The sequence below is a fragment of the Pseudomonas sp. Root569 genome, assembly GCF_001427465.1.
Classification (GTDB): Bacteria; Pseudomonadota; Gammaproteobacteria; order Pseudomonadales; family Pseudomonadaceae; genus Aquipseudomonas; species Aquipseudomonas synxantha.
In genome coordinates this window covers 99,179-124,587 of record NZ_LMGQ01000029.1, presented here as the reverse complement: position 1 = coordinate 124,587, position 25,409 = coordinate 99,179, and the positions used below count along the sequence as shown (strand labels likewise).

General features: G+C 63.5%; 12 protein-coding genes. 6 read left to right on the top strand and 6 right to left on the bottom strand.

The genetic code is table 11. From position 1 onward, the window contains the following. The first annotated feature begins 153 nt into the window (after positions 1 to 153). The 3 genes from ASD70_RS29190 (at position 154) to ASD70_RS27215 (ending at position 3,931) form a co-directional block, all read left to right on the top strand. Positions 154 to 330: a hypothetical protein gene (locus ASD70_RS29190; protein ID WP_164484829.1), complete on the top strand. Its 177-nt coding sequence runs from the start codon at positions 154 to 156 to the stop codon at positions 328 to 330. Between the two features lie 72 nt (positions 331 to 402). Continuing rightward, entirely contained in the window at positions 403 to 2,568 is a 2,166-nt protein-coding gene (locus ASD70_RS27220; RefSeq protein ID WP_056847942.1) for a mechanosensitive ion channel family protein, read from the top strand. A 16-nt stretch (positions 2,569 to 2,584) separates the two neighbouring features. Beyond that, positions 2,585 to 3,931 (top strand): amidohydrolase, encoded by a 1,347-nt coding sequence (locus ASD70_RS27215; protein ID WP_056847941.1) that lies wholly within the window; start codon positions 2,585 to 2,587, stop codon positions 3,929 to 3,931. A gap of 109 nt (positions 3,932 to 4,040) precedes the next feature. Here the strand turns inward: ASD70_RS27215 and ASD70_RS27210 are convergent, their stop codons facing one another. The 5 genes from ASD70_RS27210 to ASD70_RS27190 form a co-directional block, all read right to left on the bottom strand. Then, on the bottom strand, positions 4,041 to 4,265 hold the full coding sequence (locus tag ASD70_RS27210; RefSeq protein ID WP_056847940.1) for an MbtH family protein: 225 nt from the start codon (positions 4,263 to 4,265) through the stop codon (positions 4,041 to 4,043). Positions 4,266 to 4,347: 82 nt separating this feature from the next. Beyond that, on the bottom strand, positions 4,348 to 5,745 hold the full coding sequence (locus tag ASD70_RS27205) for an aspartate aminotransferase family protein (RefSeq protein ID WP_056847939.1): 1,398 nt from the start codon (positions 5,743 to 5,745) through the stop codon (positions 4,348 to 4,350). Between the two features lie 261 nt (positions 5,746 to 6,006). Beyond that, the gene (locus tag ASD70_RS27200) at positions 6,007 to 6,774 is read right to left on the bottom strand and encodes an N-acetylmuramoyl-L-alanine amidase (RefSeq protein ID WP_046071832.1); all 768 of its coding nucleotides are present in this window, start codon (positions 6,772 to 6,774) and stop codon (positions 6,007 to 6,009) included. Positions 6,775 to 6,898: 124 nt separating this feature from the next. Next, on the bottom strand, positions 6,899 to 8,221 hold the full coding sequence (locus ASD70_RS27195; protein ID WP_046071831.1) for an ATP-binding protein: 1,323 nt from the start codon (positions 8,219 to 8,221) through the stop codon (positions 6,899 to 6,901). Further along, the gene (locus ASD70_RS27190; protein WP_046071830.1) at positions 8,218 to 8,898 is read right to left on the bottom strand and encodes a response regulator; all 681 of its coding nucleotides are present in this window, start codon (positions 8,896 to 8,898) and stop codon (positions 8,218 to 8,220) included. The genes ASD70_RS27195 and ASD70_RS27190 overlap by 4 nt, the downstream gene beginning before the upstream one ends. Positions 8,899 to 9,075: 177 nt before the next feature. Between ASD70_RS27190 and dsbD the strand changes: the two genes are divergently transcribed. The 3 genes from dsbD to dsbG are packed head-to-tail and all read left to right on the top strand — an operon-like array spanning position 9,076 to position 12,400. Next, positions 9,076 to 10,803: a protein-disulfide reductase DsbD gene (gene dsbD / locus ASD70_RS27185; RefSeq protein ID WP_056847938.1), complete on the top strand. Its 1,728-nt coding sequence runs from the start codon at positions 9,076 to 9,078 to the stop codon at positions 10,801 to 10,803. Continuing rightward, positions 10,803 to 11,648 carry a TlpA disulfide reductase family protein gene (locus tag ASD70_RS27180; protein ID WP_056847937.1) on the top strand — a complete coding sequence of 282 codons (846 nt, stop codon included), beginning with the start codon at positions 10,803 to 10,805 and terminating at the stop codon, positions 11,646 to 11,648. Before dsbD ends, ASD70_RS27180 begins: the two co-directional genes overlap by 1 nt. Next, entirely contained in the window at positions 11,624 to 12,400 is a 777-nt protein-coding gene (dsbG, locus tag ASD70_RS27175; protein WP_056847936.1) for a thiol:disulfide interchange protein DsbG, read from the top strand. The genes ASD70_RS27180 and dsbG overlap by 25 nt, the downstream gene beginning before the upstream one ends. Before the next feature lie 99 nt (positions 12,401 to 12,499). Here dsbG and ASD70_RS27170 read toward each other — a convergent pair whose 3' ends face one another. After that, positions 12,500 to 25,396, bottom strand: coding sequence for a non-ribosomal peptide synthetase (locus ASD70_RS27170; protein ID WP_056847935.1), 12,897 nt, complete (start codon positions 25,394 to 25,396; stop codon positions 12,500 to 12,502). Between the last annotated feature and the right edge of the window lie 13 nt (positions 25,397 to 25,409).

The window sequence follows — 25,409 nt, the reverse complement described above, 5'->3', positions numbered from 1 at the left end:
CCTGATATACCGCCATCGGGAGCAAGTCGAATCGTCGCACCGCCCCTCCCACATTGGGTTCTGTGTACTGCCAAACTGACTTGCATCACCTGCACTTCCTGCAATCGCGCCTAGACTTGTCAAAACTTCCACTGTGACAAGGCTATTGCTCCCATGATCTCAATGTCCTCCTTCCACGCCATGCTGATTCCCATCGTGATCGGCATGATCATGCTCGCGGTCGGTTTCAACTTTCGCGACAAGCCCCTCGGCGTGTTCGGCATGTGGATCGGCATGCTGTTGATCCTGGGCACCGTGGTGTACAAGATTCTCGCCAAACTGGCGGAATGATAAATGCGCTCGCATTGGGCATAGCGGCCTCGTACACTCGGTCAATTCGTCGTTTTCAAGGTTGACCGCCTCGTGTTCTCCCGTCTGTTTGCCCTGCCCTGCTACCTGATGATCGCCCTGCTCACACTGCTGCCGTTCACGTCCGCCCAAGCCGTAGGCTTGCCCGGCATGCTGGGCGGCTCCAGCAAGACCCAACCCCAGGCCGAAGTGCCGCTGGGGCAGTCGCTGGACGAGGTGATCAAGACTCTGGAAAACGATCAGCAGCGCACCCAATTGCTGAGCGACCTGAAGAAACTGCGCGCCGCTACGCAAAAGGCCCAGCCCGCCGCCGAACAAGGCGTGCTCGGATTGATCGGCAGTACGCTGTCAGGCTTTGAACAGCAGTTTTCCGGCGCCGACAGCCCGCTGGGGCGCTGGTCGAATGAAGTCGATCTGGCCAAGGATGAACTGGGTGCGCTGATGCTGCCGGCCAACGAGTGGCTGCCGATCATCTTCGGCTTTGCCGTGATCCTGGCGGTGTGGAGTCTGCTGGCTGCCGCGTTGATCTGGCTCAGCCACCGGGTACGCGAGCGCTTCGGCCTGCCCGAGGAGTTGCCGCAACACCCGCGGACCTGGGACATGCTGCGCTTTGCCCTGCGCAAGCTCGGGCCCTGGCTGATCGCCCTGGTGATCACGGTTTACCTCAGCTACGCCCTGCCGTCATCCCTGGGTAAATCACTGGCGATGGTGCTGGCCTATGCCTTGGTGATCGGCACCTGTTTCTCGGCGATCTGCGTGATTGCCTTCTCCGTGCTCGACGGCCCACACCGCCACCGCGCCCTGTATATCCTGCGCCACCAGGCGTTCCGCCCGTTGTGGTGGATCGGCAGTTTTGCCGCCTTCGGTGAAGCCCTGAGCGACCCGCGCCTGGTCGAGGCGCTCGGCCAACACCTTGCCCATACCGCCGCGACTGTGGCCAATGTGATGGCGGCGCTGTCCACAGGCGTATTTATCCTGCGTTTCCGCCGGCCGATCGCGCACCTGATCCGCAACCAGCCGCTATCGCGTCGCCTGACCCGTCGCGCCCTCACCGACACCCTGTCGATCATCGGCACCTTCTGGTACATCCCGGCCTTGCTGTTGGTGGGTATCTCGCTGTTCGCCACCTTCCTGTCGGCCGGCGACACCAGCACCGCCCTGCGCCAGTCGCTGCTGTGCACGGTGCTGCTGGTGTTGTGCATGGTGATCAACGGCTTGGTGCGCCGCCACGCCCTCAAGCCGCAACGCGGGCACAAGCGCCATGCGCTGTACTCCGAGCGCCTCAAAGGCTTTGTCTACACCCTGGTGCACCTGGTGGTGTGGCTGGTGTTTATCGAGTTGGGGCTGCGGGTGTGGGGCCTGTCGATGATTCGCTTTACCGAAGGTGACGGCCATGAAATAGCCGTGAAGCTGTTCGGCCTCGCAGGCACCTTGCTGTTTGCCTGGCTGATCTGGATCCTCAGCGACACCGCGATCCACCACGCCCTGACCCGCTCACGCAAAGGCCTGGCCAACGCGCGTGCGCAAACCATGATGCCGCTGATCCGCAACGTGCTGTTCGTGACCATCTTCATCATCGCCGCCATCGTGGCCCTGGCGAACATGGGCATGAACGTCACGCCACTGCTGGCCGGTGCGGGCGTGATCGGTATCGCCATCGGCTTTGGTGCGCAGTCGCTGGTAGCCGACTTGATCACCGGCTTGTTCATCATCATCGAAGACTCCCTGGCCATCGACGACTACGTAGACGTCGGCGGCCACCTCGGCACGGTGGAAGGCCTGACCATCCGCACCGTGCGCCTGCGCGATATCGACGGCATCGTGCACACCATCCCGTTCAGCGAAATCAAGAGCATCAAGAACTACTCCCGGGAGTTTGGCTACGCGATCTTCCGGGTGGCGATCCCCTACAACATGGAAATCGACGATGCGATCAAGCTGATGCGCGATGTCGGGCATGCCATGCGCAACGACCCGCTGCAACGCCGTAATATCTGGTCGCCGCTGGAGATCCAGGGTGTGGAAAGCTTCGAGTCCGGCAGTGCGATCCTGCGCGCACGCTTCAAGACCGCACCAATCAAGCAGTGGGAAGTGTCGCGGGCGTTCAATCTGTCGCTCAAGCGCCACCTGGATGAAGCCGGGCTCGACCTGGCGACACCGCGCTTGAGTGTGCAGGTGGTCACCGCCGGCACGGTGCAGGAGAAAGAACCAGAACAATAAAGAAGGAGAGGTTTGTATGCGTTTGAACGGTTTGAAACATCAATGGGTGCTCGGCTTGCTCTGCGGGGTTGCCAGCAGCGCAGTGATTGCCGCCAGCAGTGGTCAGGATAGCGCCCGGGAGGAAATAGCCGCCCAGGCGAAGATCCTTGAACCGAGCCTGCTCGAAACCCGCCGCGATATCCACGCCCATCCAGAGCTGGGCAACGCCGAAACCCGCACCGCAGAATTGGTCGCCAAACAGCTGCGCGAGCTGGGCCTTGAGGTCAAGACGGGCGTGGCGCGCACCGGCGTCGTCGCCGTCTTGAAAGGCGCCCTGCCCGGCCCGACCGTGGCCCTGCGCGCCGACATGGATGCGCTGCCAGTCAAGGAAATCGCCGACCTGCCCTTCGCCTCCAAGGCCAAGGGCACCTACCTGGGCAAGGAAGTCGACGTGATGCACGCCTGCGGCCACGACGCCCATACCGCGATCCTGCTGAGCACTGCGAAAATTCTTACTGGCATGCGCGAGCGTTTGCCTGGCACCGTGGTGTTCTATTTCCAACCGGCCGAAGAAGGCCCCAGCGACTTCAGCCCCGACGGCAAGAACACCTGGGGCGCGAAGATGATGGTGCAGGAAGGCGTGATGAAAGCGCCGAAGCCGGATGCGGTGTTCGGCCTGCATGTGTGGGCCGGCGTACCGGCCGGGCAGATCGCCTACCGCCCGGGCCCGACCCTGGCCAGCTCCGACGACCTGCGCATCAAGATCCTCGGCAAACAGACCCACGCGGGGCAGCCCTGGAACGGCATCGACCCGATCACCGTCGGCGCACAAACCATTGTCGGTTTGCAGACCGTGGTCAGCCGCCGCACCAATATTTCGTCATCGCCCTCGGTGGTGAGCATCGGCACTATCAACGGTGGCACCCGCTACAACATCATCCCCGAGTCGCTGGAGATGACCGGCACCATCCGCTCCTATGACTACGGCATTCGCCAGAAGCTGCATGCAGATGTGCGCCAGACCGTAGAGAAGATTGCCGAAAGCGGCGGCGCCAAGGCCGAAGTGACGATCATCGAGAAGTACGACCCCACCATCAACAACCCGGCACTGACCGAGAAAATGCTGCCGAGCCTGCGTTGGGCAGCCCGGGATGACGTGGTGCAAGGCCCGTTGGTAGGAGGCGCGGAAGACTTCTCGTTTTATGCCAAGGAAGCGCCGGGATTGTTCGTGTTCCTGGGGGTAACGCCGAGGGACCAGGACATGAGCAAGGCGGCGCCGAATCACAACCCGGGGTTCTTCGTGGATGAGTCGGCGTTGGTGGTGGGGGTGAGGACGCTGGCGTCGCTGGCGACGGATTACCTGTACACCCACACACCCCTGTAGGAGCGAGCTTGCTCGCGAAGTACTTCAGAGCGCCGCGTTTACTCAGGGTGACCGCGGCGTTCTTGCGTTCTTCGCAAGCAAGCTCGCTCCTACAGGGTATTGTGGTGAATCAGTTGGCCAGCGCGGCGCTGTCCATCTTCTGGCGCAGGCTCAATGGGCGCATGTCGGTCCACACTTCCTCGATATAGGCCAGGCACTCTTTCTTCATGCCGCTCTTGCCTACGGTGCGCCAGCCTTCGGGCACGGCCTTGTAGTCAGGCCAGATCGAATACTGCTCTTCGTGGTTGACCACTACCTGAAACAGGATGTCATCGCGGTCAAATACTGAGGTCATTGCTGTTCTCCGTCGCTCAAAGGCTGGCTGCGCACCACGCGCAGCACTGATATCTGTAGAAACGTATCAAGGGCCTGGAAAATTAGACGCCGGCAACCGCCGCCGCCAAGGCGCGCCCGAAGATCTCGGCCACTTGGTCGATTTCGCCGGCGGTAATCACCAACGGTGGCAGGAAGCGCACTACGCTGCCATGGCGCCCACCCAGCTCCAGGATCAGGCCGCGCTTGAGGCACTCACGCTGCACCAGCGGCGCCAACTGGCGATGCACCGGTGGGTGGCCCTGGACATCCGGCGTGCCTGTCGGGTCCACCAACTCCACCCCCAACATCAGCCCGCGACCACGGATATCCCCCAGTTGCGGGAAGTCGCGCTGCAAGATGCGCAGGTGTTCCGCCAGACGTTCACCCATGGCCGCCGCATGGCTCGCCAGGTCGTGTTCCCTGAGATACCGCATGACCGCCGAGCCCGCTGCCATCGCCATCTGGTTGCCCCGGAACGTACCGGCATGGGCGCCCGGCAGCCAAGTGTCGAGCCAGTCGCGATACACCACCACAGCCAACGGCAGGCTGCCGCCAATGGCCTTAGACATGACCACCACGTCTGGGATGATGCCGGCGTGTTCGAAGGCAAACATCTTGCCGGTGCGCCCAAAGCCACTCTGGATTTCATCGACGATCAGCGCCACACCGGCCTGCTCGGTGATACGCCGCAGGCCGCGCAACCAATCGAGGTCTGCAGGAATTACACCGCCCTCGCCCTGCACCACCTCAACAATCACTGCCGCCGGTAGCAACACGCCCGCCTCCGGATCGTTGAGCAGGTTTTCCAGGTAATGCAGGTTGACCTGCACACCTTGCGCGCCGCCCAAACCGAACGGGCAACGGTAGTCATACGGGAACGGCAGGAATTGCACGCCATTGCCGAGCAACGCGCCCAGGGGTTTTTTCGGCCCCAGGCTGCCCATCAGGCTCAAGGCGCCCTGGCTCATGCCGTGATAGCCACCCTGGAACGACAGCACAGTGCTACGCCCAGTGGCGGTGCGCACCAGCTTCAATGCAGCTTCTACCGCATCGGTGCCAGTGGGGCCGCAGAACTGGATCTTCGCTTCCCGCGCCAATTCAGAGGGCAGCAAGCCGAACAGGTCCTGCACGAACTGATCCTTGACCGGCGTGGTCAGGTCAAGGGTGTGCAGCGGCAGTTCGTCGCTCAGCACTTGCCGGATGGCCTGGATCACCACCGGGTGGTTATGCCCCAGCGCGAGCGTCCCGGCACCAGCCAGGCAGTCGATGAAACGACGCCCTTCGACGTCTTCCACATAAATACCTTTGGCGCGCTTGAGCGCCAGAGGAATGCGCCGCGGGTAGCTGCGGGCGTTGGACTCCTGCTGGCGCTGGCGGGCCAGCAACGGGTTTTCGTCGAACTGATAGAGCGTTTCCGCAGGCGCCGCGGCGTCTTCGGTACGGCTGGTAGCGACTGACATCTCTGGATCCCTCGATACGCGGGTGATGGTGACCAAACTGCCGATCCGTTGGCGTCTGGCCCAAGGGCATGCGCACGGATTTCCTGTTCTGGAGACGCATCAGCGAGATGAGGATTTAGGGAACGGGCTGGTTAACTGATGAATGAAGATCCAAATGTGGGAGGGGGCTTGCCCCCGATAGCGGTAGGTCAGTAAAAAATATGCTAACTGACACACTGCTATCGGGGGCAAGCCCCCTCCCACATTTGAACAGCGTTCGAATCAAATTCCGCGGTATTTTTCGTTCAGCGCATACAGGATCGCGCAGGTCTGCGCATCCAGGACGCCGCGATAATCCTGTGACCGAAAGTGCATCTGGAATGCCCGGGTTCGCAGCTCGAACGCCTGGCGATTCTGCGCCGGCTTATACCCATAGCGCTGGAAAGCCCGCTCCACCTCGACCTCGGGTGGCAACCTGACACTGAACCGGCGCTGGTACATCGCGCGCGTGGCCTCATCAAACCAGGCCCCCAGCCCCGCTTCATGCAAGCGACACCAGGGGAACCGCGGCCCCGGATCACTCTTGCGCCAATACGCCACGTCCGCGTGACCGACGATGTCAGTGGCGGTGATCTGCGGATAGCGTCCAAGGATGTCGCGGATCAAGGCAATGAGCATATCGACCTGAGCGTTGGGATACGCCGGAAAATTGAATACGCCCTTGTCGTCGCGCGCCAGGTTGACGATCTCGATGCCAATCGACCGGCTGTTGAGGTTGTCAATCCCGTCCCAGTCGCTCACCCCCGCATGCCAGGCACGCTTGTCCTCATCCACCAGGCGGAACACGCGCAACTCTTCATAACCGGCAGCACGGTAACTGGGCTCATCCGGGTCGGGCAACAAATAGTGAGCGCTCACGCCACCCTGGGTCAGGGTGCGCAAGGCCGAGGCAAAGGGCCCGGCGGTGTAATGCAGGATCACCTGCCGCACGCTTTCGCCGTCGCGGTCATTGAAATCCCTGGCAGGAAAACTGGTATCGATTACCAACATAAAAAGAGCCGTCCTTTTCATTTCGGACCGAATCATTCGGCCCGTTCAAGCGCAAAAAATTACCGCCATCCTGAAGGTGTCAATGTCAGGCAGGCGGTAATTATTTGGCACGTGAAAAAACGATTCAGCGACGCAGCGGCATGCCCAGGTCAACCCGCAGCCCATCGGGCTGGCTGTCGAATGCCAACGAGCAGGAGCAGCGCTGCACAATCGCCTGGACGATCGCCAGGCCCAGGCCACAGCCTTCGCTGTTGCCGTTGCGCCAGAAACGCTGGGTGAGGCATTGCAGGTCTTCGCTGGAGATCTGCTTGCCATGGTCACGCACGCGAAACAGCACCTGATCGACACTGCTGGACACGCTCAACTCCACCCGGGTATCGGCCGGAGTGTGGCGCAAGGCGTTGTCCAGCAAGTTGCGCAAGGCCGCGACAGCCAGGCCCACGGGCATCTCCACCGGGCTGGCGGCAAGATCGTGGGCCAGGACCAGGTCGATCCGACGATTGTCGCCAGCGTTGGCATCCTGGATCGCCAACCTGGCGACTTCCTCGGCACTGGACTGCAAGCCGTCGTCAAACGACAGGCTGCCTTCCACCCGCGCCAGCAGCAATAACTGCTCCAGGGTGCGATGCAAGCGGTCGGCGCCTTCCTCGGCGTGGGCCAGGGACTGGTCGCGGGCCGCACCCTCGGTCATGCGCGCCACTTGCAGGTGGGTTTTGATCGCCGTCAGCGGACTGCGCAGCTCATGGGCGGCATCACCGGTAAGGCGGCGCTCGCGCTCAATAGTCTTGGCGATGCGTTGCAACAGTTGGTTCTGGGTGTCGAGCAGCGGCTTGAGCTCGCTGGGTAACGGATGGATCTGCAGCGGTTCGAGAGAGTCCGCACTGCGGCGCATCAAGGCGTCACGCATGCGGTTGAGCGGCACCAGGCTTTGGCCGATGCCCAGCCACAACAGGCACAGGCAACCCAGCAAGGCCACGCCGACGGGCACCGAGGCGGCGAGCAGGATCGACAGGTTCAGCGCCTCGCGCTCCACCTGGCGGTCGGCGGTGGTGATCAGCAAGTCGCCACGGGACAAGGTGAAAGTGCGCCAGCCCACGCCATCGATCATCTGATCGCGAAAACCGCTCCTGCGCGACTCCAGCCCTTCCTCAGGCGTGGTGTGGCTGCGCGCCAGGATCTCGCCGCGCAGCGAGCTGACCTGGCACGCCATGCCTCCCGGCACATTCAGCTGTTCGGTGCGCAGATGTGCGCCACCGCTGACACTGGCCAACCCCGGCATCTGCTCGGTCAGCCCCGCCACCATGCGCGCCGAGGCCACCAGGCGCTGGTCGAGGGAGAACATCATCTGGTTGCGCAAATCGTTGAGCATCCAGGCGGCCGCCAGCACCCAGATCAGCACAAAAGCGGCGCCCAGCTTGAACGTCAGGCGCAGGCGCAGGCTCTTCACTTGCTGTTCTCTCCAGCATCCGCCGGGCCCAGGCGATAGCCAAGGCCGCGCACGGTCTCGACGATGCCGTTGCCCAATTTGCGCCGCAGGTGATGGATATGCACATTGAGCGCATTGCTTTCCAGTTCGTCGCTGAACCCGTAGACGCTGTCCTTGAGCTGCTCGCTAGACAGCACGCGGCCCTTGTTGTGCAGCAGCGCCTGCAACAGCGCCTGTTCGCGACGTGACAGGTCCACCGGCTGGCCACCCAGGAAGGTTTCACGGCTGCTGGGGTCGTAGGCCAGTCGCCCGTGTTCGATCAGGTTGACGCTGCGCCCCGCCACCCGGCGCAACAGGGTTTGCAGGCGGGCGGCGAGTTCGCGCAGGTCGAAGGGCTTGAGCAGGTAGTCATCGGCGCCGGCTTGCAAACCATCGACGCGGTTGGTCACCGAGTCCCGCGCCGTGAGGATCAGCACCGGAATCTCCAGGCCTTGGCTGCGCTGTTGTTGCAGCAGCTTGAGGCCGTCTTCGTCCGGAAGGCCGAGGTCGAGCACCATGATGTCGAAGGCCGCCGCCTTGAGCATCGCCCGCGCAGCGCCAGCCGTGGCCACGCGCTCCACGGTAAAACCCTGGGCGGTGAGGCCGGCCACGATGCCGCTGGCGATCAGTTCGTCGTCTTCGCAGACCAGTACGTGCATGCTGAGCCCTTCATAAAAGATGCGGGTGATTAGAAAAGGCACGGATTAAGCGCGCATTATGCGGTCAAAGTTCACAACATCAGATTTTCCCTACACTCTAGAATAGCGTCCGGTTAATCATCGGTTAATCAGCGCCACACATTGTGTGCCTCACTTGCATCGAACTAAGGCTTGACCATGCGGCATCTGTTTATCTTTCTGCTGGTGTTGTTCGCGGGATTCGCCCAGGCAGCGCCGGGTAACCCCTTCGAAACCAAACCTGATTTTCTCCCGGTGGGCAAGGCCTTCACTTTTACCTCCGAACGTCTTGAAAGTGGCGAAACCCAACTGTATTGGCAGATTGCCGACGGTTACTACCTGTACCAGCAGCGCATGAAGTTCGAGGGTTTGGCCGAGCAACCGGTACTGCCCCAGGGTGAAGCCCATAGCGATGAGTTCTTCGGCGAGCAGCAGGTATATCGCCAAGGCCTGGAAGTGAAGATCCCCGCCGGCGCCACCGGCCAGGTCAAGCTGGGCTGGCAGGGCTGTGCCGATGCGGGCCTGTGTTATCCGCCGCAATCGATTACCGTGGACCTGGGCGGCAACCCGGCCGTCGCCGCTACCGCGCAGGCCCAGGACCAAAGCCTGGCCAGCGGCTTGCAACAGCGCAGCCTGGGCTGGAGCCTGCTGGTGTTCTTTGGCCTGGGCCTGCTGCTGGCGTTTGCGCCCTGCTCGCTGCCAATGCTGCCGATTCTTGCCGGCCTGGTGGTTGGCAGTGGCGCCAGCCCCCGGCGCGGCTTTGCCTTGGCCGGCAGCTACGTGGTGTGCATGGCGCTGGTGTACGCGGCCCTGGGGGTGATGGCCGCGTTGCTCGGCGCCAACCTCGCCGCGTTACTGCAGACCCCTTGGATCCTGGGCAGTTTTGCCGCATTGTTCGTGATCCTCGCCTTGCCGATGTTCGGCTTCTTCGAACTGCAACTGCCCGCCTTCCTGCGTGACCGCCTCGACAACGTCAGCCGCCAGCAAAGCGGCGGCAGCCTGGTGGGTGCCGGCATTCTCGGCGCGTTGTCCGGCCTGCTGGTGGGCCCGTGCATGACTGCGCCACTGGCCGGCGCCCTGCTGTATATCGCCCAAAGTGGCAATGCGCTGCACGGTGGGCTGATCCTGTTCGCCATGGGTATCGGTATCGGCATTCCGCTGTTATTGCTGGTGACCGTGGGCAATCGCTTCCTGCCCAAGCCGGGCACTTGGATGAACGTGCTCAAGGGCATCTTCGGCTTCCTGTTCCTGGGCACCGCCGTGCTGATGATTCGCCCGGTGGTCGGCGACAGCCTGTGGATCGGCCTGTGGGGCGCCTTGGCCCTGGTAATGGCCTATTGCGGCTGGACGCTGGCCCGTGAGTCCGGCCCCGCAGCCAAGGTGTGTGGCGCAGGCTCACTGGTACTGGGCCTGTGGGGCGCGGTACTGGTGGTGGGCGCGGCCGGTGGCAGCGATGAGTTGTGGCAACCGTTGAAGGTCTACAGCGGCTCGCGGGTCGCCGATGCGCCGAGCGCCCACGATGCGTTCACCACCCTCAACGACCCGGGCGCGCTGCAAAGCCAGCTCGAAAGTGCCAAGGCCCAGGGCCAATGGGTACTGCTGGACTACTACGCCGACTGGTGCGTGTCGTGCAAGATCATGGAGAAACAGGTATTCGGTAAACCCGAAGTGATGGACGCACTGAAAGACGTGCGCCTGCTGCGCCTGGACGTCACCGCCGACAACGCCGCCAGCCGCGAACTGCTGGGCCGCTACAAGGTGCCGGGGCCACCGAGCTTCGTGTGGATCGGCCCGGACGGTGACGAACGCCGTGCCCAGCGCATCACCGGCGAAGTGGATGCCGCTGCCTTCCTGCAACGCTGGACCCAGACGCGGGACGCTCTCTGATGCTGACTTTCACCATCGGCACCTTCGCCATCGCCCTGAATCACCTGCTGCTGATCAGCGCGTTGATGCTCGCCACCCTGGTGGGCTGGCGGGTGGCCAAGCGTGGCGGTGAGAACCCGGAGTCGGTGCTGTTCAGCCTGTTCCTGCTGGGCCTGCTCGCCGCCCGCGTCAGCTTTGTGCTGATGTACTGGAGTTATTACAGCGACGACTGGGTCGAGATGGTCGACCTGCGTGACGGTGGCTTTCTCGCCTGGCCCGGGATCATCACGCTGATTATCGGCTCGCTGGTCTACGGCTGGCGTCGCCCGGCCCTGCGCAAGCCGCTCAGCGCCGGGGTGATCACTGGCCTGCTGTTCTGGGGCATGACCAGCCTGTCCCTCAGCGTCTACGAAAAAGGCACGCGCCTGCCGGATATCACCTTGCGCAATGCCAACGGCGAAGTGGTGCAACTGGCGGACTACCAGGGCGGCCCGCTGGTGATCAACCTGTGGGCCACCTGGTGCCCGCCGTGCCGCCGCGAAATGCCGGTGCTGGAAAACGCCCAGCGCATGCGCCCGGACGTGACCTTCCTGTTCGTCAACCAGGCCGAAAGCATGCAAAGCGTCAGCACCTACCTGGCCACCCAGGGCCTGAACCTCGACAATGTGCTGTTCGACGCCAGCGGCCGCCTCGGCCAGGCCGTGGGCTCCATGGCCCTGCCGACCACGCTGTTCTACCAAGCCGATGGGCGCCTGATCAACAGCCACCTGGGCGAACTCTCCGATGCCAGCCTGGCCCGTGCCATGGAACCCTTCGACAACACCCAGACAAGGAAACCGACATGCCTCGCCTCCGCCACCTGCTGACCCTGCTGCCTTTGACCTTCTTGTCACTCAGCGCAACCGTCACCCTGGCCCAGGCCGAAGACTGGCCGGCACCGATCAAGCAGATCGAAGCCAAGGGCGCCAAGATCCTCGGCAAGTTCGACGCCCCCAGCGGCCTCACCGGCTACGCCGCCCAGTACCAGAACCGTGGCATGGCCCTGTACCTGACGGCCGACGGCAAGAACGTGATCGCCGGCAGCCTCTACGACGCCCGAGGCAATGACCTGAGCAGCGCGCCCCTGGAAAAACTGGTGTACGCGCCGATGGCCAAGGAAGTCTGGGCCAAGATGGAAAAAAGCAGCTGGATCCAGGACGGCGATAAAAACGCGCCGCGCACCGTCTACCTGTTCAGCGACCCCAACTGCCCCTACTGCAACATGTTCTGGGAACAGGCCCGCCCATGGGTCAAGGCCGGCAAAGTGCAGTTGCGCCACATCATGGTCGGCATCATCCGCGAAGACAGCCCGGGCAAATCCGCCGCCCTGCTCGCCGCCAAGGATCCACAGAAGGCCTTGCAGGAACACGAAGCCGCCGGCAAGGGCAGCCAGCTCAAGGCCATTGAGAAGATCCCGGCCGATGTCGAGGCCAAGCTCAATGCCAATATGAAGTTGATGGATGAACTGGAGTTGTCGGCGACGCCAGCGATTTTCTATCTGGATGATAAAGGCGGGTTGCAGCAGCAGCAGGGGGCGCCGTCGCCGGATAAGTTGGTGAAGATACTCGGGCCGAAATAAGCGCTGCCTGAACTGACGCCATCGGAAGCAAGCCCCTCCCACACTTTGAACTGTAAACACATTCAAAAATGTGGGAGGAGGCTTGGCTGGTAACGACTATTACAAGCCCTCCAACTCCGCCATCAGATCACTCAACCGGTCCACCTTCTCGGCACTGATCTCGTTAGCCGCCAACCCGTCGATATACTCGGCCAATTCCGCCACCGTGCTGCATTCGAACATCGCTCGCAACGGCACATCGCGCTGCAGGGTTTTCTGCACCCGCGAGGCGATCTGCGTAGCCAGCAACGAGTGCCCGCCCAGTTCGAAGAAGTTGTCCTGTACCCCAACCCGCTCAACCTTCAACACCTCGGCCCAAATCCCGGCCAGGGTGGTTTCCAGTTCATTGCGCGGCGCCAGGTAGTCCTGGCTGTGCAACTGGCCGATCTCCAGGGCCGGCAAAGCCTTGCGGTCGAGCTTGCCGTTGGCGTTGAGTGGCAGGCGCTCGAGCCAGAGCCAGTGCAGCGGCACCATGTACTCGGGCAGCTCGGCACGCAGGCGTTGCTTGATGCGGTCCAGGCGCTCGCCGGCCTTCAACGTCTGGTCGGCTGCCACCAGGTAGCCAACCAGATGCTTGCCGTTGACGCCCTCTTGCACACCCACCGCCGCATCGCGCACTTCGGGCTGTTCGTGCAGGCGCGCTTCGATTTCACCCAGCTCGATGCGGTAGCCGCGAATCTTCACCTGATGGTCGATACGCCCGACGTATTCCAGCACGCCATCACTGCGGCGCCGCGCCAGGTCGCCGGTACGATAGAGACGCTCGCCCGGTGCACCAAATGGGTTGGGCACAAAGACCTGGGCGGTGCGCAGTGGATCGCTGACATAACCACGGCCGACACCGGTGCCGGCGACGCACAGTTCACCGACCGCACCCTGGGGCACCAACTCAAGTGCACCATCGAGCAGGTACAAACGGTTGTTGTCGGTCGGTGTGCCAATCGGCAGGTAAGTGCCACGGGTCGAGGCCAGATCGACGCGGAAGAACGCTACATCGTCCGAGCACTCCGCCGGGCCGTAGGCATTGACCAGGCCAATCTGCGGGTAACGCAACAGCCACTGGTGGGCCAACTCGGGTGGCATCGCCTCCCCGGTCGGCAGCATCCAGCGCAGGCCGTCGAGGCTGATGTGCTCCTGGGCCAACATGCCCTGGATCAGCGACGGCACACTCTCCAGCACGGTGATGCCGTGGGCTTGAACATGTTCCAACAAACCTTGCGGATCGTGGGCAAGGGTGTTTGGCACAATATCCACCCGCGCACCAAACAGCGGCGCGGCGAGGAACTGCCAGACGGAAATGTCGAAACTTTGCGAAGCGGTCTGGGCGATCACGTCCGCATCAGTCAGATCCAGGTACGGCACCTTGCTCAACTGGTTATTGAGCATGCCGCGCTGTTCGACCATCACGCCCTTGGGCAGGCCGGTGGAGCCCGAGGTATAGATCACGTAGGCGAGGTTGTCGGGGCCGCTGTAGACCCCTGGGTTTTCACCACGGGCGGGCACTTCCTCCCACACCAGCAACTGGCAATCAACACCTTCGAGCAACTCGATGGCCTGTTCGCGGCACGCCTCGGTGCACACCAGCAACGGTGTGCGGCTCAAGTCGATGATTCGACTCAGACGTTGACTAGGAAGACCCGGGTCCAGCGGCAAGTAACCGGCACCGGCCTTGAAGCTGCCGATGATCATGCCCAACAGGTCGAGGTTACGCTCAGCCAGCAACGCCACCGGTTGATCCAGGCCGACACCCGCCGCGATCAGCGCGTGGCCCAGGCCGTTACTGCGGCGGTTCAGCTCGTCGTAGCTCCATTGCTGGTCGAGGCAGCTGGCGGCGATACGTTGCGGATGTTGCGCCACCTGTTCTTCGAACAACTCAACGTAGCTGCGTTCCAGCGGATAGCTACGCTCGCTCTGGTTGCAGCCGTCCACGAGGAATTCACGCTCCTGCTCGCCAATCAGAGCCAGCTCGGCCATGTCGCCATGGAAGCCCTGCATCAGCGCCAGCAGCAGGCGCTTGAATTCGCCGAGCATGCCTTGCACGGTGCTTTCGTCGAAATAGCGCTGGTCATAAGACAGGTGTAAGCCGAGGTCATCGCCCGGATAACACACGGCAGTCAGCGGGAAGTTGGTGTGGGTACGCCCGGAATCGGACGTAGCATTCAGGCTCTGCGCACGGTCCAGCACCGAGACTTCCACCGGCGCGTTCTCGAACACGAACAGGCTGTCGAACAACGGCTGGCCCTTGGGCAATTCGCTGTGTTCCTGGATAGTCACCAGCGGCAGGTATTCGTACTCGCGCAGCTGCATGTTGCTGTCGAGCAAGCCGCTCAACCACTGGCGCACGCTGCAACGCTGGTCATCCTCAGGCAGCTTCACCCGCAACGCGATGCTGTTGATAAACAGGCCGACGGTGCGTTGCATCTGCGGCATGTCTACCGGGCGCCCGGCCACGGTGACGCCGAACAGCACGTCACGCTCGCCGCTCAAACGCCGCAGCACCAAGGCCCAGGCCGCCTGGGCGAAGGTGTTGACGGTGAGCTGGTGGGCCTGGGCCAATTCACGCAATTGCGCACCGTCACAGGCATCAAGACGGGTGTAGCAATCACCCACCACCATGCCGCCGCTGCCACCGGCATGTTCGCGCAGGAACGGGCGGTCGCTCGGGATCGGTGTGGTGCGCTCGAAACCTTGCAGGTTGCGCTGCCACCATTGGCGCGCCTCATCCAGGTCCTGGCGTTGCAGCCAGGCAATGTAGTCGCGGTAGCGCGGCGGCGTCGCCAGTTGCGCGTCGCGGCCCTCGCCCAGGGCCATGTAGATATCGAAGAAGTCATTCATCAGCAGCGAACGGCACCAGGCATCGATCAGGATGTGGTGGTTGCTCATCATGAACCAGTAGCGCGACTCGCCCACACGGATCAGGCGCAGGTGGAAAGGCGCCTGGTTGAGCAGGTCGAAACCGGCTTCGCGTTCGGCCTTGAGCAAGGCTTGCAGGCGCGGCTCCTGCTCGGCTTCGGGGTCGGCGCTCCAGTCCAGGTACTCAATCGGCGTGCTGCCGGGTTTGTGGATCACTTGCAGCATGTCTTCGCCGACGTTCCAGCAGAACGACGCGCGCAAGGCTTCATGCCGGGCGATCACCGCTTGCCAGGCCTGGGCGAAACGCTCGGGGTCCAGGGCGCTGTTGATGCGGTAGCGGTCCTGCATGTAATACAGGCCAGTGCCCGGTTCCAGCAGGGTGTGCAGCAGCAGGCCCTCTTGCATCGGGGTCAGCGGGTAGACGTCTTCGATGGCGCAGGCCGGCACCGGCAAGGCATCCAGTTGCGCCTGCGTCAGACGGGCCAGGGGGAAGTCCGACGGCGTGAGGCCGCCGGCATCATCCTGCAGGCAATGGGCGATCAAGCTGTGCAATTCGGCCAGGTAAGCCTCGGCCAGATCGCGAATCACCTGTTGATCATGACGCTCACGGCTGAAGGTCCATCGCAGCACCAGCTCACCGCCATACACCTGGCCGTCGACGCTCAACTCATTGGGCAACGGCGCATCAGGATCATGGGCCAGGCCGGCGGACTCCTCCAGCGGATGGAACAGTGCGTCGGAGCCAAAGCTCTGGTCGAACTGGCCAAGATAGTTGAAGGTAATCGGCGCGCTCGGCAGTGCGGCCATGCTCTGTTTGCACAGGTCATCGGCCAGGTAGCGCAGCACCCCATAACCCAAGCCTTTGTGCGGCAGGGCGCGCAGTTGTTCCTTGATCGCCTTGATCGAGTCGCCCTGCCCGGCCTGCGGTGTCAGGCGCAGCGGATAGGCACTGGTAAACCAGCCGACGCTGCGGGTCAGGTCAATGTCATCGAACAGGGTTTCGCGGCCATGACCTTCCAGTTGGACCAATGCCGAATCGTGCCCGCTCCAGCGGCACAGCACGCGGGCCAGGGCGGTCAGCAGCAGATCGTTGACCTGGGTGCGATAGGCGCTCGGCGCCTGTTGCAGCAACTGGCGGGTGTGTTCGGCGTCCAGGCGCACGCTGACGGTCTCGGCATCGCGATTACGCCGTGCACCTTGTGGGCGCTGCACCGGCAAGGCCACGGCCGGGCCGGCCAACTGCGCCTGCCAGACGCTCAACTCTTCGCGCAGGGATTCGCTATGGGCATAGGCCTGCAAGCGCGCCGCCCAATCGCGCAACGCGCTGGTCTTGGCCGGCAGGCTGACGGATTGGCCTTCACTGAGTTGGCGGTAGACGTTTTGCAGGTCTTCCAGCAACACACGCCAGGACACGCCATCCACCACCAGGTGATGGATCGCGATTAGCAAGCGTTGCTGGCCTTGCGGCCCGTCCACCAGCAGGGCACGCAACAACGGCCCGTGTTCCAGATCGAGGCTACGCTGGGTGTCGGTGAACAGTGCGGTGCACTGTTGCATATCACCCACCTGGGCCTGCATCAGCACGCCGCCTTCCGGCACGGCCAGGTGTTCGGCGTGCCACTGCGCGTCGCGCCGGGTGAAGCTCAGGCGCAGGGCATCGTGGTGTTCCAGCACCGCCAGCAGGGCTTGCTCCAGGCGATGGGGGTCGAGCAGTTGCAGGGGCTTGAGCACCAACGCCTGGTTCCAGTGCTGGCGTGCCGGGATGTCAGTGTCGAAGAACCAGTGCTGGATCGGCGTGAGCCCCGAGCTGCCGGTCAATACACCTTGCTCGGCGGTGACCTGCTCCGAACGAGTGGCGACGGCGGCCAGGGTCTCTACGGTCTGGTGCTGGAACAGGTCGCGGGGGCTGAAATGAATCCCGGCCTGGCGTGCACGGCTGACCACTTGGATCGACAGGATCGAGTCGCCGCCCAACTCAAAGAAGTTATCGTCGAGGCCGACTTGCTGCACGTTCAACACCGCGCACCAGATCGCCGCCAGGGTGCTTTCAAGCGCGTTGCGTGGTGCCACGTAGTGTTGACGATTGGCCTGCGGATCCGGCTCAGGCAAGGCGCGGCGGTCGAGCTTGCCGTTGGCGGTCAGCGGCATGCTGTCCAGCACGATCAAATGCGCTGGCACCATATAGTCCGGCAGTTGCGCCTTGAGGTGCGCCTTCAGCGCTTCGCGCAGCGCGCCGTGTTCGGCGTCGCTGACCAGGTAGGCCACCAGCTGTTTGCCACTCGGCGCATCCAGCGCCAACACCACCGCCTCGCGCACGTCGGGATGTTCCAGCAGGCGCGTTTCGATCTCGCCCAGCTCGATGCGGAAACCGCGGATCTTCACCTGATGGTCGATGCGCCCCAGGTATTCCACCAGGCCATCGGCGCGTTGGCGCACCAGGTCGCCGGTGCGGTAAAGACGCCCGCCATTGGCGGCAAACGGGTCGGCGACAAAACGCTCCGCCGTCATGCCCGGGCGGCGGTGATAACCCTGGGCCAGGCCGGCGCCGCCGATATACAACTCACCGCTGGCGCCTTGGGGCACCAGCGCCAGGTCGGCGTCGAGAATGTAGGCCACGCGCGCACCGATGATGCTGCCAATCGGCACGCTGCCGGCGCCCTCCTCCAACTGCTGCGGCGCCAGGCTGGCCAAGGGCATCACCACCGTTTCGGTCGGGCCATAAGCGTTGAAAAACACCTCGGGCATGAACGCCGCCCGGATGCGCTGCAGGTGCTCCCCGGTCAATGCCTCGCCACCGGTGATACACATGCGCACCGGCAAGGTCTGCTGCTGGGTCGCCAGCCACTGGGCCAACTGGCTGCCGTAGCTGGGGGTGAAACCGAGGATATTGATGCGATGGGTGCGAATCAGTGTGCAGATCTCTTCGGCATCCCACTGCCCCTGGGCGCGCAGCACCACCTGCGCACCACTGAGCAGCGGCACCAGCAAACGCTCGGTGGCGGCATCGAAGTTGATCGAATAGAAGTGCAGCTCGCAATCATCGGCACGCATGCCAAACCGCTCGATCACCGCCTGGCAATGCATGGCGATTTCAGCGTGGGACACCACCACGCCTTTGGGCTTGCCGGTGGAGCCCGAGGTGTAGATCAGGTACGCCTGGTGTTGTGGCAGGCTGACAAAGGGCAGCGTGTCGGCCGGGTAATTCGCCAGCACCGGCAGGTCATCTTCCAGGCACCAGCACGCCACCGTCGCCGGCAATTCGCCGAGGGCTTCGAACATCGCCGCATCACTGAGCAGCAGGCCGATGCCGCTGTCCTCGATCATGTAGTGCAGGCGGTCCAGCGGGTATTCCGGGTCCAGTGGCACGTAGGCGCCACCGGCCTTGAGGATCGCCAGCAGGCCAATGACCATTTCCAGCGAGCGCGGCAGCGCCAGGCCGACACGCACCTGCGGGCCCACGCCACGTTCGCGCAGCATCCAGGCCAGGCGGTTGGCGCGGGCGTCCAGCTCAGCGTAAGTCAGGGTCACCCCGGCAAAGGTCAGCGCTGGGGCATCGGCTCGCTGGCTGGCCTGCTGGCTGAACAACTGATGGATGCACTGGTCGAGGCGATGCTCGCCCTTTTCAACCCCGAGGCTGTCTTGCAGCGCACGCTGTTCATCTGCGCTCAGCAACGGCAATTCGCTGAGGCGCTGTTGCGGATTGGCGATCAAGCCTTCCAAAAGGTTGCGCCAATGCTCGGCCATGCGCGCAATGCGCGGCTCGTCGAACAGGTCGGTGCTGTAGGTCAGGCAGCAGCCCAGGCGATGATCGAGGTCGGTGACTTCCAGGTTGAGGTCGAACTTGGTCGCCCGTGCATCGTTGGCCAGGTACTCGACGGTCATGCCCGCCAGTTGGCGGCGCTGCTGGAACTCCCAGCGCTGCACGTTGCACATCACCTGGAACAACGGGTTGTACGCCGCGCTGCGCGGCGGTTGCAGGGCTTCGACCAGATGGTCGAACGGCAGGTCCTGATGGGACTGGCCCTCGATCACCGTATGACGGACTTGCTCGAACAGCTGGGCGACACTCATCTGCCCATTGAGCTGGCAACGCAGCACCTGGGTATTGAGGAACGCGCCGATCAGCCCTTCGCTTTCCGGGCGAATGCGGTTGGCCACCGGGGCGCCGATGCGCAGGTCGGTCTGGCCGCTGTAGCGGTAAAGCAACACGGCCAGGGTCGCGGTCATGGTCATGAACAGGGTCAGGCCGCGCTCGGCATTGAAGGCGCGCACACGGGCGGCCAACTCATCACTCAGGTCGAAGCGGTACAGCTCGCCCTGGTGGCTTTGTACCGCTGGCCTTGGGCGGTCGCCGGGCAGCTCCAGCAACGGGTGTTCAGTGCCCAGTTGCGCGGTCCAGTAATCCAGCTGGCGCTGGCGCTCGCCGGACTCCAGCCACTGGCGCTGCCACACGCTGTAGTCGAGGTACTGCACCGGCAGCGGCGCCAGCGGCGAGTCGCGTTCGTCGATAAAAGCTTCGTACAAGGCGCTGAGTTCACGGGCAAAGATGTCCATGGCCCAGCCTTCGGTGACGATATGGTGCAAGGTCAGCACCAGGTAGTGTTCCTGCTCGCCGGCCTTGACCAGGCAGGCCCGCAACAGCGGCCCGGTTTCCAGGTTGAACGGCGTGTGCGCTTCTTGATCCGCCAGTTGTTGCAAACGCTGTTGACGCTCGGTTTCGCTCAGCGCCGAGAAGTCCTGCCAGTCCATGCGCACAGCAGTCTGCGGCGAAACCTTCTGGTATGCCACGCCGTCGACGCTCGGGAAGGTGGTGCGCAGGGTTTCGTGGCGCATGATCAACGCCTGCAACGCCGCCTCAAAACGTTGCACATCCAGCACGCCGCGCAGGCGCGCCATGCCGCCGACGTTGTAGGCCGGGCTGTCGGGCTCCATCTGCCAGAGGAACCACATGCGCTGCTGGGAATAGGACAGCGGCACCGGTTGGCTGCGGTCGACCTTGGCGATTGCCGTTTGTTGGTTGCGTTGGCCCGCGGCCTGGATCAGCCCTACCTGCTCGACAAAGGCGCCCAACTCGCTGGCTTCGAACAAGGTGCGCAACGGCAGCTCGACGTCACACGCCTGGCGGGTGCGCGAGATGATTTGCGTGGCCAGCAACGAGTGCCCGCCCAAAGCGAAGAAGTCATCGCCCAGGCCGATGCGTGGCAGGCCGAGGACCTCGCGCCAAATCGCGGCGATTTGCAGCTGCAACGCTGTGTGCGGTTCGATGTGTTCGCGGGTTTGCCAGACCGGCTCCGGCAAGGCGCGGCGATCAAGCTTGCCGCTCGGGCTCAGGGGCATGGCATCCAGGCGCATCAGCAGCGCCGGCACCATGTATTCCGGCAACTCGGCGGCCAGGGTGGTCCTGACTTGCTGTTCGTCCAGTGCGCTGTGGGCAGTGTAGTAACCAATCAACTGCGCATCGCGTACCAGCACCACGGCTTGGGCGATGCCATCGAGGGCCAGCAGCCGCGCTTGAATTTCTTCCGGCTCCACACGGAAACCACGCAGTTTGACCTGCTGATCCAGACGCCCGAGGTATTCAAGTACGCCATCGGCATTCCAGCGCGCACGGTCACCGGTGCGATACAGGCGTGTGCCCGCCGCGCCCAAGGGGTCCGCGATAAAGCGTTCAGCGGTCAAGCCGGCGCGGCCAAGGTAACCGCGGGCCAGGCCGATACCGCCGATGCACAACTCGCCCGGCACACCGGCCGGCAACGGGTTGAGCTGCTCGTCGAGCACGCGGCAGATCACATTGCCCAAGGGCCGACCAATCGGCGAGCGCTCGCCATCGGCGGCGGTGCAATGCCAATGGGTGACGTTGATCGCCGTCTCGGTGGGGCCATAACGGTTATGCAATTGCACCGCGGGCAGCTGGGCCAGGACGCGATTACGCAACTCGGCGGGCAAGGCTTCGCCACCGGAGAACAGGCGGCGCAGGCTGGTACATTCGGCCACCAACGGCTCGTCGATAAACACCTGCAACAGCGGCGGCACGAAGTGCAGCGTGGTCACGCCATGTTCCTGCACCAACTGCGCGATGCGCTGCGGGTCGCGGTGCTCACCCGGCCCCGCCAGCACCAGGCGGCAACCGGTGATCAGCGGCCAGAAGCACTCCCACACTGACACGTCGAAACTGATCGGCGCCTTTTGCATCAGCACGTCGGTTTCATTCAGTTGGTAAGTGGCCTGCATCCACTGCAAACGTTCGGCCAGCGCGCCATGGGTGTTGCCCACGCCCTTGGGTTGGCCGGTGGAACCGGAGGTATAGATCACGTAGGCAAGGTTGTCGCCATGCAGGTGCAGGCCCGGTGCCTGGGTTGGCCAGCTGTCGAGGTGCAGGCTGTCCATGGCGATCACGCATACGCCTTCGGCAGTCGGCAACTGCGCCAGCAACGCCGTTTGGGTCAGCAGCAGGTGCACGCCGCTGTCCTTGAGCATGTAGGCCAGGCGCTCGGCGGGGTAATCCGGGTCGAGCGGCACGTAGGCGCCACCGGCCTTGATGATCGCCAGCAGGCCGACCAGCAATTGCGGCGAACGCTCGGCGGCGATGGCCACGCACACGTCCGGGCCGACGCCCTTGTCGCGCAAGTAATGGGCCAGGCGATTGGCCTGGGTGTGCAGTTGGGCGAAGGTCAGGCTGCCGTCCTGCCAGACCAGCGCGGTGGCGTCCGAGACCTGTTGATTGAGCAGGTCGGGCAGCCATTGCCGGGCCGGTTCACAAGGTGCTGCGCTCCAGGCGTGCTGTTCGTCGGCCAGCATCAACGGCAGGTCGCCGAGGGCTTGCTGGGGTTGCGCGCACACAGCTTGCAGCAGGTGGATGAAATGCTCGGCCATGCGCTGGATGGTCGCGGTCTCGAACAGCTCGTCGGCGTAGTCAAACGACAGGCTCAAGCGCCCGTTGCGGTCTTCTTCGCTGTGCAATTGCAGGTCGAACTTGGCTTCGCGGCTGTGCCATGGCAGTTCATCGGCGAGCAGGCCCGGCAGGCGACGCAAGGCGCTGAGGTCACGTTGCTGGTGGTTGAACATCACCTGGAACAGGCCCTGTTCGCGGGCCTGGGGGAAGGCTTCCAGCAGTTGTTCGAAAGGCAGGTCCTGATGGGCCTGGGCGGCCATTGCCGTCTCGCGCGTGATCGCCAACAGCTGGTTGAACGGCAGGCGCCCATCCAGTTCGGCACGCAGCACCAGGGTGTTGATAAAGAACCCGATCAGGCCCTGGGTTTCATGGCGCGGGCGGTTGGCACTGGGCACGCCGATGCGGATATCGCGCTGCCCGCTGTAGCGATAAAGCAGGGTCTGGAACGCCGCCAACAACAGCATGAACGGCGTCGACTCGTGGGCCTGGGCGGTCTGGCGAATCGCGGCGCTGAGGCGCGCATCCAGGCGCACGCTATGGCGCGAAGCACTGTGCCGATGGAGCGCGGAACGCGGGTGATCGGTGGCCAGGTCCAAGGCAGGATGCTCTTCACCCAACTGCGTTTTCCAATACGCCAGTTGTCGCTGGCCCTCGCCTTCGGCCAACCATTGGCGCTGCCAACTGCCGTAGTCGGCGTAGTGCAAGCTCAACGGCGGCAGCTCCAGGCTCTGGCCTTGGACGGCAGCGGCGTACAGCCGTGAGAATTCGTCGATGAGGATATTCAGCGACCAACCATCAGCGATGATGTGGTGCAGCGTCACCAGCAGTTGATGGTCTTCATCATCCAGGCGTAGCAGGGTGACCCACAGCAGCGGGCCTTTTTCCAGGTCAAACTGGGTATGCGCCTCGTCTTCGCGGATCTGTTGCGCACGAGCTTCGCGCTCGGCGTGCGGCAGGTCGCTGAGGTCGATGACTTGCAGCGCGAAATCCACCTGCGGTTCTACACGCTGGAAGGCTTGCCCATCGCGTTCGTAAAAGCGTGTGCGCAGGGCCTCGTGACGCTGGATCAGGTGCTGGAAGCTTGAGCGCAGCGCGTCTTCATCCAGCTCGCCGCGCAGGTGCAAGGCGCCGGGAATGGTGTAGGCGCTGCTGTGTGGGTCCAGTTGCCAGGTGATCCACAGACGGTTCTGGGCCAGGGATTGGGGCAGGTCTTCGTGGCGCGACAGCGCATGGATCGCGCCCTGGGCAACGCCGCCGTCCTGTTGCAGTTGCGCCACGCCGGCGGCAAACGCTGACAACGTCGGGGCTTCGAACAGCAGGCGCAGGTTCAGCTCAAGGCCCAGGGTTTCGCGCAGGCGGGCGACCACCTGGGTGGCGGTGATGGAGTTGCCGCCAAGCAGGAAGAAGTGATCGTCGGCGGCCACGCTGGTCAGTTGCAGTTGCTCACACCAGATCGCCGCGATCTGGTTGTGCAGGTCAGACTCCAGCGCCACCTCGCTCGCCTGCGTTGGCAAGCCGGGGAATTGCGCGTAGCTGTCGAGGCTGCCATCGGCGTGGCGAATCGCGCACGCCGAGCGCTGCACCTTGCCGCTGGAGGTCTTCGGCAAGGCACCGGGGTTGAGCAACACCACCACGCTCGGGGCTTCTTGATAAGCCTCGGCCACGGCTTGGCGGATCGCCTTGATCAGCGCTTCGGGTGGCAGGATTTTCTGCACGCTGCGGCTGATTTCCGCCGCGATACCGATGCCTTCCACACCCAGGTCATTCACCGCAAAGGCGGCGACCCGGCCCTTGCGCACCACTTCCACCTCGCGCTCGATGGTCTGTTCGATGTCCTGGGGGTAGAGGTTGTGACCACGCACAATCAGCAGGTCTTTGAGGCGACCAGTGATGTACACCTCGCCGTCGCGGATAAAACCCAGGTCACCCGTACGCAACCAAGTGCGACCAGCGTGCTGGACGAAGGTCCTGGCGCTGGCTTCTGGGTTGCGCCAGTAACCGTGGGCGATGCTCGGGCCCGTGGCCCAGAGTTCACCGATGCTGTTGTCGGCAAGCTCCATGAGGCTGTGGGGATCGGCGATCAGCACGGCGTGGTCCGGCTGGCTGGTGCCACAACTCATGATCGCACTGCCCTGCCCGGGTTCCGCGCGGTTGGCGGCCAGGGCCTGTTCGTCCATGTGCATCGCGGGGATGCCGCGGCCACGGATGCCGCCGGCAACAAACAGGGTCGCTTCGGCCAGGCCGTAGGAGGCAAAGAAACTGTTCGAGGTGAAACCGCAAGGGGCGAATTTTTCTGCGAAGCGTTCCAGGGTATCGAGGCGAATCGGCTCAGAGCCGGAATAGGCCACGCGCCAGCGGCTCAAGTCCAGGCGCTCCAGGGCCGATTCACTGACCCGTTCGCTGCACAGGCGGTAGGCGAAATCCGGGCCGCCGCTGATGGTGCCGCCGTATTCGCTGATCGCTTCCAGCCAACGCGATGGGCGCCCGAGGAAGTAGGCCGGCGACATCAACACGCAGGGCACGCCACTGAAAATGGGTTGCAGCAGGCCGCCGATCAGGCCCATGTCGTGGTAGAGCGGCAGCCAGCTGACGATCACGTCATCAGGGTTGAGGTCGATGCCGAAACCACGTCGAATCAATACTTCGTTGGCGACCAGGTTGCCGTGGCTGACCTGCACCCCCTTGGGCAAGGCGGTAGAGCCGGAGGTGTATTGCAGGAAGGCTATGTCGTCAGCTTGCAGCTCGGGCTCGAGCCAGTGCTCGGCCTGCTGTGCATCCAGGCTGTCCACGCTCAATACCGGCGGTGCATTTTCGATCTGCGCCAGGCCTTCGCTGAGACTGGCAATGGTCAATAGCAGGCGTGGCTCGGCGTCCTGGATGATCGACAGCAAACGCTCCTGGTGATGACGGCGCGTGGACTCCGGCGGATAAGCCGGCACCGCGATCACGCCGGCGTACAGGCAACCAAAAAACGCCGCGACGTAGTCCGGGCCGCTGGGGAACAGCAGCACCGCACGCTCGCCCTGGCCGGCATTGGCTTGCAAGGCGGCGGCGATGGTGCGGGCGCGCAGGTCCAGATCACGGTAGCTGAGCACCTCGCTGTGCTCGGTCGACTCGGCCAGGAAGCGCAGAGCCACCTGGTCCGGTGTCTGCGCAGCTCGGCGTTGAAGGGACTGGACCAAAGTGCGGGGGAGTTCGAAGGCGTCCATCATGGGGTTCCTGCCT